This is a genomic window from Mesorhizobium sp. M2A.F.Ca.ET.039.01.1.1 (assembly GCF_003998035.1).
GTDB lineage: Bacteria > Pseudomonadota > Alphaproteobacteria > Rhizobiales > Rhizobiaceae > Mesorhizobium.
On record NZ_RZRY01000190.1, the window covers coordinates 1 to 9,696 of the forward strand.

The window sequence follows — 9,696 nt, forward strand, 5'->3', positions numbered from 1 at the left end:
AGCTTGCCGACGCCGGCGCTCCCCCTCACCCGCCCTTCGGGCACCTTCCCCCCGTTGAACGGGGAGAAGAAAAAAAAAAAAAACCCCGCCTCGAAGGCGGGTTTTTCAAATCCTGCGGGCGTATCCGGGTTAGAGGCCGAAACCCTCGAAGCGCTTCTTGAACTTCGACAGGCGGCCGCCGCGGTCGAGCAGGGTCTGCTGGCCGCCGGTCCATGCCGGGTGCGTGGTCGGGTCGATGTCGAGGTTCATCGTGTCGCCTTCCTTGCCCCAGGTCGAACGGGTCAGGTATTCGGTGCCGTCGGTCATGACGACCTTGATGGTGTGGTAGTCGGGATGGATATCGGCCTTCATTGTCTTATGTCCTGGCTTGCCGGCGCCGGTTACGGGCCAATGGCCTGCGTCGATGCGCCCCTTTTTAAAACTCGAAGCCGCAGCTAATGAAAAGCCACGGCTTCTAAAACGGTCGGCGAGCCTATACATCAGCCGGAATTGAATCACAAGGCCGCGGCAAGCGCATATTGAAGCGCGGTGTTGACCAGCGGCCAGAGGAAACGCTCATGGCGGATATCGGTGCCAGTGGAGACCAGCGCAGGCGCTCGGTCCGGCCGCTGAGAAACCTTTTCCCCTATATCACGCGCTACCGGAAACTGGCGGTTGGCGCGATCATCTCGCTGGTCGTGGCGGCGGTGACGACGCTTGCCCTGCCGATGGCCGTGCGGCGCATGATCGATCACGGTTTCCAGGCCTCGGGCTCCACCTTCATCGCTGAATATTTCGCCGCGCTGGTGGCGATGGCGGCGCTGCTCGCCGCCGCCTCTGCCAGCCGCTACTATTTTGTGATCACGCTCGGCGAGCGCGTCGTCGCCGACATCCGCCGCGACGTTTTTGCCCATGTCACGACGCTGTCGCCCGCCTTTTTCGATCGCACGCATTCGGGCGAGATCGTATCGCGGCTCGCCGCCGACACCACGCAGGTGAAGTCGGCGGTCGGCGCCACCGCCTCGGTCGCGCTGCGCAATGTCATCCTGGGCCTCGGCGCGGTGGCGATGATGGTCGTCACCAGCCCGAAGCTTTCCGGCCTGGTGATCGCGGCCATTCCGCTGATCGTGCTGCCGCTGGTCGCTTTCGGCCGCTCGGTGCGGCGCAAGTCCCGGCAAGCGCAGGATACGCTCGCGGAGGCCACCGCCTACGCCAGCGAGCAGATCGGCGCTGTGCGCACGCTGCAGGCCTTCACCAACGAGAAGCTGGTCACCGGCCGCTTCGCGGCCGCCGTCGACGCGGCCTTCGAAGCGGCGCGGGCCTCGGTGTTCGCGCGCTCCTTCCTGACCTTCTTCGCCATCTTCATGATATTTTCCTCGGTGGTGGCGGTGCTGTGGTTCGGCTCGCGCGACGTGCTTGCCGGCACGCTGTCGCCCGGCACGCTTAGCCAGTTTCTGCTCTATTCGGTGTTCGCCGCCGGCGCGCTCGGCGCCTTGTCGGAAGTGTGGAGCGAGCTGTCGCAGGCGGCGGGCGCCGCCGAGCGGCTGACCGAGATCCTGGCCGAGACGCCGACGATCCAACGGCCGGTCGATCCCGTCGCGCTGCCGGCCACGGCCAAGGGCGCGATCAGCTTCGACGACGTCTCCTTCTCCTATCCGGCGCGGCCGGACCGCGCCGCCGTGCATGGCCTGAGCTTCCAGGTTAAGCCCGGCGAGACGGTGGCGATCGTCGGGCCTTCGGGCGCCGGCAAAAGCACTGTCTTCTCGCTGATCCTGCGCTTCTACGATCCCGAGACCGGGCGCGTCGCCATCGACGGCGTCAATCTGCGCGAGGCCGACCCGGCCGCCATCCGTCAACGCATCGCGATCGTGCCACAGGACGTCACCATCTTCGCGGCAAGCGTGCGCGACAATATCGGCTTCGGCCGGCAGGGCGCCGGCGACGCCGAGATCGAGGCCGCCGCCAAGGCCGCGCTTGCCGATGAATTCATCGCCAGACTGGGCAACAGCTATGACAGCCAGGTCGGCGAGCGCGGCGTGACACTGTCGGGCGGCCAGCGCCAGCGCATCGCGATTGCCCGCGCCATCTTGCGCGACGCGCCGATCCTTCTGCTCGACGAAGCGACCTCGGCGCTCGATGCCGAAAGCGAAACGCTGGTGCAACGGGCGCTGGAGCGGCTGATGCGCGGCCGCACCACCATCGTCATCGCCCACCGGCTGGCGACGGTGCTCAAGGCCGACCGCATTCTCGTGATGGAAGGCGGGCGCATCGTCGAGGAAGGCACGCATCAGAGCCTGGTCGCCAAGGGCGGCATCTACGCGCGGCTCGCCAAGCTGCAGTTCGAGGCAGGCGCCGGCGCTTTCAAAGGCGCTGCGGAGTAGAAATGTGTCAGCCTGGTCGCCAGTCGGCGAGTAGAGTGATGCGGCCCAAGTGTTTTGTTTTGGCAAAATGCCGCCGGTCGGCTGTTACCAACGTTGCAGCGCGATTGATGGCGATGGCGTGGTAAACGCAATGTTGAGCGTCGGATAGCCGCCAGCCGGACTGAGCTGCGTCGCCATCTCCTGTGTTTTGGCCAGTTCGTCCATATCCGGCTCCAGAAGCTCGAAACCGCCTTCGCGCAATCCGGCGATGAGCTTTGCGACCATGACAAAGGATTGCTCATAATGGAGCGCAGTCGATAGCGCCTCGTAAAGCAGGATGCCCGGAGCGGCTATGGCGCGGCCATCTGCAATGTTCTTCGCGAACAGATTTCGAGCCTGTTCGCTGTCATCCTCATCCCGAAAGAGTTTAATGAAGATCGACGCGTCGACGATGATCACTTTTTGCGGCCTTCGAGGATATCCACCGGCCGGCCGTCCATTTCCTGGCGAATTCTGCGCAGCACGTCGGTGGAGTCTTCGCCGCCGGTCGAGGTCGACTTGAATTCCCGGATCATTTTCAGAGCGCGTTCTTTCGCGGCGTCCTTCAATGCCTTCGCGATCGCCTCTTCGACAAAGCGGGATCGCTTGCTTTTCGGAATCTGGCTTTCAAGCGTCTCCTTGATCGTGCTGTCGATCGAAAACGTTGCGCGTTCCTTGGGACCTGAAGCGTTCATCTGCGCACCTCCCAATCATAACATACAGTAGTACGAAATGGTACGCAAATGAGCGGCCATTGCCGACGAGGTCGGTCTATGAGGCTCCGTACCGCCAGCGCAGATGCTCCGTGAAGTAAGTCGCGTTAAGCCTCTCGCCGGTGGCGCGCTCGAGCAGCTCGGGCGTCGACCAGCGCGAGGCCTGCGACCAGATCTTTGCGCGACGCCACTCGTTGATGGCGCTGAAATCGCCCTTGGCGAGGTCCTCGTCGGCGGACGGGTGCTCCCTGGTCACAGCCGCCCATTGCTGCGCCGCCATCATGGCGCCCAGAGTGTAGGACGGGAAATAGCCGAAGGCGGCGCCCGGCCAGTGCACGTCCTGCATCGGCCCGTCTGCCGGGTTGTCGATGGTCGAGAGGCCTAGATAGTCGCGCATCTTGGCGTCCCATGCCTCGGGGAGGTCGGCGGCTTCCAGCCGGCCGGACACCAGCTCCTGCTCGAGTTCGTAGCGCAGGATGACATGCAGCGGATAGGTGACCTCGTCGGCGTCGACGCGGATCAGGCCGCGCTCGACATGGTGGACATGCGGCAGGATGTCGTCGAGCGACCAGGCTTCGCCGAGATGTCTTTCGACCATCGGCAAAGCCCAGCGCCAGAAGGCGGGGTTGCGGCCAACCTGCTTTTCGACGAACAGGCTCTGGCTCTCATGCACGGCCATGCCGCGCGCCTTGCCGAGCGGCCAATGCGACCAGGCCTTCGGCAGGTTCTGCTCGTAGAGCGCATGACCGGTCTCGTGCAGCACGCCCATCAGCGCCGACAGGAAATCGGAGGTCTTGTAGCGGGTGGTGATGCGCACATCGGTCGGCACGCCGCCGCAGAAGGGATGGTGCGATACCGACAGCGAGCCATGGGTGAGGTCAAAGCCGACGGCCGCCATCATGGCAAGGCCGAGCTCGCGCTGGCGGTCGACGGCATAGCTGCCCGACAGCGGCTTCAATGGGTGCTTCGCCAATCGCGCATCCTGCACGGCCAGCGCATGCGGCAGGAAGTCCTTGAGAAAGACCTTCAGCTCGGCAAACACCGGCGTGATGTCGGCGGCGCGGTTGCCGGGATCATACTGCTCCATCAGCGCGTCATAGGGGGCGAGGCCGAGCGCGTCGGCGCGCAGCGCCGCCTCTTCCCGCACCAGGGCCACGACGCCTTCCAGTGCCGGCAGGAAGCCCGCCCAGTCGTTCCTGGCGCGCAAGCTCCGCCAGAGCTGCTCGGAGCGCATGCGCGCTACCGTCTGGCGTTCGACAAACTCGGCCGGCAGGCAGGTGAGGTTGGTGTATTGCCGGCGCAGTTCCCTGACCGCCGCCTGCTGTTCCTCGCTGAGCGGCTCGGCTTCGGCGGCGGCGATCCAGTCGCCGATCTCCGGCGCGGTCGCCTGGCGATGCAGCATGCCGGCCAGCGAGGACATCGCCTCGGCGCGTTTCTCGCCGCCGCCAACCGCCATATGCGTCGCCTCGTCGGCGCCGAGGATGGCCAAAGCATGCTCGAGCGCTTCGAGCTTGTGACCGAGGTCGTCGAGTTTCTGGAAGGACATGATGGATACCCAGCTTCAATGTGGCTGGCGCGAAAAGATACCAACGCACCGCGCTTGGCAACCCTGATCGGCCGGGATGGAATCAGTGGTCTTGCCTTGTGGGGCGGCTGCGTGATCAATGCCGGGAACAAACCGCTGGAGAGGACGATGATCGGCGATATCCTGGTCGGGCTGGTGGCGCTGATCCATTGCTACATCGTCTATCGGGAGATGGTGCTTTGGGACACGCCGCGCGGCCGCAAGGCGTTCGGACTGACGCCGGAATTCGCCAGCGCCTCGAAGGTGCTTGCCGCCAACCAGGGGCTCTATAACGGCTTCCTGGCTGCTGGGCTGTTCTGGGGACTCTATCTCGGCGCCGCAGGCTTTCAGGTCAAGATGTTCTTCCTGCTCTGCGTCGCGACAGCCGGCCTCTACGGCGCGGCAACTGTCGGCCGCAAGATTCTCTTTGTTCAGACGGTTCCGGCAGTGCTTGCGATCCTCGCGCTTTGGCTCGGCCTATAACCAAAGCGATACGCGATCGAAAAAGGACGCCCTCGGGGCCAGGTCCCGCGGGCGCCAGGTGGTCCCTTCCCTGGTGGTCAACCGTTCGGGTAATTCCCGCCGTCGTCGCCGTCGCCTATCATGAAGCCGCTGCCGGTGTCGTTCATCAGCCTCTGGTCGACATTGTCGAGGCGGCGCAGCAGCTCATGGTATTGCGCGGACGGGACCCGGCCGTGATCCGAAGCCGCGACGTGCTCCGCGGCCTGGCTGATGCGAGCGGCGCGCATGTGCAGTTGCTGCGCTTCGGAAGCCGAAATGTTGTTCGCCTGCCGGGCATCGGTGATGCCCTGATCCACGCCCTGGGCCTGATCGATAAGACCGGCCGCGCGCGGGCCGATGAAATCGGCCGTAGGGGTCGCGTCGAGCGCCCCCTTGTGGTGTCCGGCCGCATAGGCGCCGGCAAGCGGGGCCGCGATCAACGCGGCAGCCAGGGTCATAGTCTTGAGAGATGTTGAAGCGCGCATGGCGGCGCATCCTCCGATAGGGAAGGCTGCGGCCCTGCCGCTTGCCTTCCGAACTTTGCGGGCCGTCCGGTTCCGTCGCGTCGCGATGGGAGGCATCGCCGGCGGTCCCCGGCCCTGCGCGGCAAATTAGGTGCGTCGATTGCCGATGTGTAATTAAAAAATGATAATGTTTTCAGGCCTTGCCGACGGGACTTGGTACTCTAAGTATTCAGCCGACAAACAACTTACCGTGACTTGGTGTGATAATGGATCACCGTTCGGTGAGCTTCAGTTCAATGCGGCGGTTCTTGCTGCGCGCCTCGTCGGTGTCGGCGGGGTCGAGTGGCTGGAACTCGCCGAAGCCGGCGGCCACCAGCCGGTTGGCCGGCACGCCGTTCTCGATCAGGAACTTCACCACCGAGGTGGCGCGCGCGGTCGACAGTTCCCAGTTGTCGCGATAGCGGCCGGTGCCGGACAGCGGTTTGTTGTCGGTGTGGCCGTCGACGCGCAGCACCCAGCTGATCTCCGGCGGGATTTCCTTCTGCAATTCGATGATGGCGTCGGCGAGCTTCTTCATCTCGACCTTGCCGGCGTCGTTGATCACGTCGGAACCGGTCGGAAATAGCACCTCCGACTGGAAGACAAAACGGTCGCCGACGATGCGGATGTTCTCGCGGTCGGCGAGGATCTCGCGCAGCCGGCCGAAGAAGTCGGAACGGTAGCGGTTGAGCTCCTGGACGCGCTGCGCCAGCGCCACGTTCAGACGGCGGCCGAGATCGGCGATCTTGGTGTTGGAGTCGCGGTCGCGCTGCTCGGAGACGTTGAGCGCGTCTTCCAGCGCGCCGATCTGCTTGCGTAAGGCGGCAATCTGCTGGTTGAGGATCTCGACCTGGCTCAGCGCCTGCTGGCTGATCTGGCGCTGGTTGCTGAGTTCGCCGGAAAGCTGGTCCGCCCGCTTGTTGGCCGCGTCGCCGGCGCCGGCGCCCTGCGCCAGCAATTGCTCGAGGCGGCTCTTTTCGGCCTGCGCCGCCGACAGCGATGCCTGCAGGTTGGCGAGCGTATCCTCCTTGTCCTGGCTGTTCGAGCGCTCCAGCGCGAGCAACTGGGTCAGCTCGTTGATCTGCGAGTTGAGACGGTTGAGCACGGTGTCCTTGCCGGAGATCTCGCGGCTGAGCAGGAACTGCGCCAGCACGAAGACGGTGAGCAGGAACATGATCGCCAGAAGCAACGTCGACAGCGCGTCGACGAAGCCCGGCCAATAGTCGATGCGGCGGTCGGCGCGCCGTCTTGCCAGCGCCACGTCAGTGGACCCCTTGCTTCTTCAGCGCGTCGGCGATCTTTTCCAGCGTGTTGCGCATGGCCTTCTGCTCGTCCGACTGGGCCTCGACCCAGTCGCGCATGATCTGCTGCTCGGAGCGCATGTTCTTGACCAGCCCCGAAATGCCGTCGGCGAGGTTGGCCATGGCGGTGGCGACGCGCGGATTGGAGCCGCCGCCATTCTCCTGCAGGCTGCGCAGCCGCTCGGACAGCAGGCGGATGTCCTCGGAGGACTCGGTCTTGGCCGTGTCGGAGACGACGATGTCCGACGACAGGTCGGTGACCGAGGACAGCCAGTTCTCGAGCTCGGTGTAGAAACGGGTCTGGGCGCGGCCGGCCTGCAGGTCGAGGAAGCCGAGCACCAGCGAGCCGGAGAGGCCGAACAGCGAGGACGAAAAGGCGGTGCCCATGCCGGCGAGCGGCGCCGACAGACCCTGCTTCAGCGCGTCGAGCACGGCGGCGGCATCGCCGGTGCCGGGGTCCAGCGCCTCGATCGTCTCGCGGATCGAGGCGATGGTGTTGAGCAAGCCCCAGAAGGTGCCGAGCAGGCCGAGGAACACCAGCAGGCCGACAAGATAGCGTGAGGTGTCGCGGCTCTCGTCGAGGCGGGTTGCGATGGAATCCAGCATCGTGCGCATCGACGAGGTCGAGAAGGCGATCGTCGACGAGCGGCCGATCATCGCCTTCATTGGCGCCAACAGCACCGGCTCGGTGGTTTCGGAGCCGGCGCGGAAGGAATTGACCCAGCGCACCTCGCGGAACAGCCGCCCGACCTGGACGAAGGCAAGCAGGATGCCGACCGCCAGCACGCCGACGATCAGCCCGTTGAGGCCCGGATTGCTGGAGAAGGCGGTGGAGATCTGGCGGGTGAGGATGGCGGCGATGAAAGCGACGATGATCAGGAAGATCACCATGGTGAGCAGGAAGACCTGCGGGCTCGACAGCTTGTGAGGATCGTAGACAAGGACGTCCGATCGCCTGCCGAAGGATCTGAGAAAAGCCATCCGTGCCCCGTTTCCGATGCCACCCGCCGCAGAATTGCCGCGACTCTAAACGGAATTGTGACCAAATTGAATGGTGCTTGGCAATATCGCCTATGTCATGGATTAGAACCGGTTGACGACCAGGCAGTCGACCATGGCGGCCAGATGCAGCCCGGCGCCGGTGACGACGAAGCCGTGCCAGACGGCATTGTGGAAGCGCAGGCCTTTCCAGGCGAAGAAGACGACGCCCAGGGAATAGACGATGCCGCCGGCGACGAGCAGCGCGACCGAGGTCGGCGGCAGCGTCTCGACCAGCGGTCCGGCGAGCACCACGCCGCTCCAGCCGATGGCGAGGTAGAAGACGATGGCCAGCCGGTCGTAGCGGCCGGGCAGGAACATCTTGATGGCGATGCCGGCCAGCGCGGCACCCCACACGACGACGATCATGGGCAATGCCAGCGGCGAGTTGTCGAGTTGGGCTAGGAAGGGCGTGTAGGTGGCGGCGATCAGGAGATAGATCGCGGCGTGGTCGAAGCGGCGCAGGATCCATTTCGCCGGCCAGGATACCGGCCACAGATTGTAGGCCAGCGACACCGACAGCACGGTGAGCAGCGAGACGACATAGAACACAGCGGCGGCATACTCGCCGGGGCCGGCATGGAAAGCCGCGAGCGCCAGGAAGGCGGAGCCCGCCGCGATCGCCAGCACGATGCCCACCGCGTGGACGATGCCGTCGGCGATCATTTCGGCGCGCGAATAATGCCAGCGTCCCACGAAGGGGATCTCAAGCTGCGTATCTGGTCGCGCGTCGCTCATCACATGATCCTGCAACCCTAATCTGGGCAGTCGCGGACCAGTATTTCAAGCTTGGGTTGCGGTTTTGCGACTGCCGCGCCGCGCGTCCTTTCGACGCGCAAAGAGCGCTGTGGCGCGTTGATTTGCGCATGATCCCTTGCGAAAATCGATTCCGACTTTCGCAGTAGGGCGCTGACCGCGACGCCGCGCTCAGCGAGGCGCCAACGGCTTCTTCACGGTCTTGAGCAGCGCGCGCTGGATGAGCTCGTTGCCGGCGACGACCTCGCCATTGTCCAGCATGTCCTGCGCGCCATCCATGTCGGAGACGAAGCCGCCGGCTTCGCGCACCAGAAGGATGCCGGCGGCGATATCCCAGGACGACAGGCCGGTTTCCCAGAAGCCGTCCATGCGTCCGGCCGCGACATAGGCAAGGTCGAGCGCCGCGGAACCGAGGCGGCGAACACCCGAGACTTCAGCCATGACGTTGCGCAGCTCGATCAGGAAGTTGCCGTGCTGGCCGCGGCCGAGATGCGGCACGCCGCAGCCGATCACCGCGTTGGTCAGCTTGGAGCGGCCGGCAACACGCAGCCGGCGGTCGTTCATGAACGCGCCGCCGCCGCGCTCGGCCGTGTAGAGCTCGTCCATGGCCGGATTGTAGACGACGCCGGCGACGACCTGGCCCTGGCGCTCGAGCGCGATCGACACCGAGAAGAGCGGGATGCCGTGCAGGAAGTTGGTGGTGCCGTCGAGCGGATCGACGATCCAGCGGTGCTGGGCGTCCTCGCCCTCCACGGCGCCGCGCTCCTCCATCAGGAAGGCATAGCCCGGCCGCGCCTTCGACAGCTCGGCGTAGACGATCTCTTCGGCCTTGCGGTCGGCCTGGCTGACATAGTCGCCCGGTCCCTTCATCGAGACCTGCAGGTTCTGCACCTCGCCGAAGTCGCGCGACAGCGAGCGGCCGGCCTTCATCGCGGCCTGCAC

The 9,696-nt window shown here is 65.0% G+C and carries 11 protein-coding genes; 2 read left to right on the forward strand and 9 right to left on the reverse strand.

Annotation, left to right across the window (positions count from 1 at the left end; all coding sequences use genetic code 11):
* Positions 1-129: 129 nt before the first annotated feature.
* Entirely contained in the window at positions 130-351 is a 222-nt protein-coding gene (gene rpmE, locus EOA24_RS16235) for a 50S ribosomal protein L31 (protein WP_040974396.1), read from the reverse strand.
* A gap of 206 nt (positions 352-557) precedes the next feature.
* Between rpmE and EOA24_RS16240 the strand changes: the two genes are divergently transcribed.
* Positions 558-2,360 (forward strand): ABC transporter transmembrane domain-containing protein, encoded by a 1,803-nt coding sequence (locus EOA24_RS16240; protein ID WP_126080731.1) that lies wholly within the window; start codon positions 558-560, stop codon positions 2,358-2,360.
* Between the two features lie 84 nt (positions 2,361-2,444).
* On the opposite strand, the gene EOA24_RS16245 is transcribed toward EOA24_RS16240, so the two are convergent.
* The 3 genes from EOA24_RS16245 to EOA24_RS16255 form a co-directional block, all read right to left on the reverse strand.
* Positions 2,445-2,798 carry a PIN domain-containing protein gene (locus EOA24_RS16245; protein WP_126080732.1) on the reverse strand — a complete coding sequence of 118 codons (354 nt, stop codon included), beginning with the start codon at positions 2,796-2,798 and terminating at the stop codon, positions 2,445-2,447.
* Positions 2,795-3,088 carry a hypothetical protein gene (locus EOA24_RS16250; protein WP_126080733.1) on the reverse strand — a complete coding sequence of 98 codons (294 nt, stop codon included), beginning with the start codon at positions 3,086-3,088 and terminating at the stop codon, positions 2,795-2,797. Before EOA24_RS16250 ends, EOA24_RS16245 begins: the two co-directional genes overlap by 4 nt.
* 61 nt (positions 3,089-3,149) lie before the next feature.
* Positions 3,150-4,637, reverse strand: a complete 1,488-nt coding sequence (locus tag EOA24_RS16255; RefSeq protein WP_126080734.1) for a carboxypeptidase M32 — start codon at positions 4,635-4,637, stop codon at positions 3,150-3,152.
* 147 nt (positions 4,638-4,784) lie between these two features.
* On the opposite strand from EOA24_RS16255, the gene EOA24_RS16260 reads away from it, so the two are divergent.
* Entirely contained in the window at positions 4,785-5,138 is a 354-nt protein-coding gene (locus EOA24_RS16260) for a DUF1304 domain-containing protein (protein ID WP_126080735.1), read from the forward strand.
* 77 nt (positions 5,139-5,215) lie between these two features.
* Here the strand turns inward: EOA24_RS16260 and EOA24_RS16265 are convergent, their stop codons facing one another.
* The 5 genes from EOA24_RS16265 to EOA24_RS16285 all read right to left on the reverse strand — a co-directional run.
* Complete coding sequence (locus EOA24_RS16265) at positions 5,216-5,641, reverse strand: hypothetical protein (protein WP_126080736.1); 426 nt, start codon at positions 5,639-5,641, stop codon at positions 5,216-5,218.
* A gap of 250 nt (positions 5,642-5,891) precedes the next feature.
* Positions 5,892-6,920 carry a peptidoglycan -binding protein gene (locus EOA24_RS16270; protein ID WP_126080737.1) on the reverse strand — a complete coding sequence of 343 codons (1,029 nt, stop codon included), beginning with the start codon at positions 6,918-6,920 and terminating at the stop codon, positions 5,892-5,894.
* A 1-nt stretch (position 6,921) separates the two neighbouring features.
* A complete protein-coding gene (locus EOA24_RS16275) occupies positions 6,922-7,941 on the reverse strand; it encodes a MotA/TolQ/ExbB proton channel family protein (protein WP_126080738.1) in 1,020 nt (339 codons plus the stop codon).
* A gap of 102 nt (positions 7,942-8,043) precedes the next feature.
* A complete protein-coding gene (locus tag EOA24_RS16280) occupies positions 8,044-8,736 on the reverse strand; it encodes a hemolysin III family protein (protein WP_126080739.1) in 693 nt (230 codons plus the stop codon).
* 189 nt (positions 8,737-8,925) lie between these two features.
* Positions 8,926-9,696: inositol monophosphatase family protein (locus EOA24_RS16285; RefSeq protein ID WP_133374529.1), on the reverse strand; the 771-nt coding region annotated here is incomplete at its 5' end.

What these genes read in the sequence shown, in the direction of transcription:
- rpmE (WP_040974396.1), bottom strand. Translation starts at nt 351, where the DNA reads ATGAAGGCCGATATCCATCCCGACTACCACACCATCAAGGTCGTCATG.
- EOA24_RS16240 (WP_126080731.1), top strand. Translation starts at nt 558, where the DNA reads ATGGCGGATATCGGTGCCAGTGGAGACCAGCGCAGGCGCTCGGTCCGG.
- EOA24_RS16255 (WP_126080734.1), bottom strand. Translation starts at nt 4,637, where the DNA reads ATGTCCTTCCAGAAACTCGACGACCTCGGTCACAAGCTCGAAGCGCTC.
- EOA24_RS16260 (WP_126080735.1), top strand. Translation starts at nt 4,785, where the DNA reads ATGATCGGCGATATCCTGGTCGGGCTGGTGGCGCTGATCCATTGCTAC.
- EOA24_RS16265 (WP_126080736.1), bottom strand. Translation starts at nt 5,641, where the DNA reads ATGCGCGCTTCAACATCTCTCAAGACTATGACCCTGGCTGCCGCGTTG.
- EOA24_RS16275 (WP_126080738.1), bottom strand. Translation starts at nt 7,941, where the DNA reads ATGGCTTTTCTCAGATCCTTCGGCAGGCGATCGGACGTCCTTGTCTAC.
- EOA24_RS16280 (WP_126080739.1), bottom strand. Translation starts at nt 8,736, where the DNA reads ATGAGCGACGCGCGACCAGATACGCAGCTTGAGATCCCCTTCGTGGGA.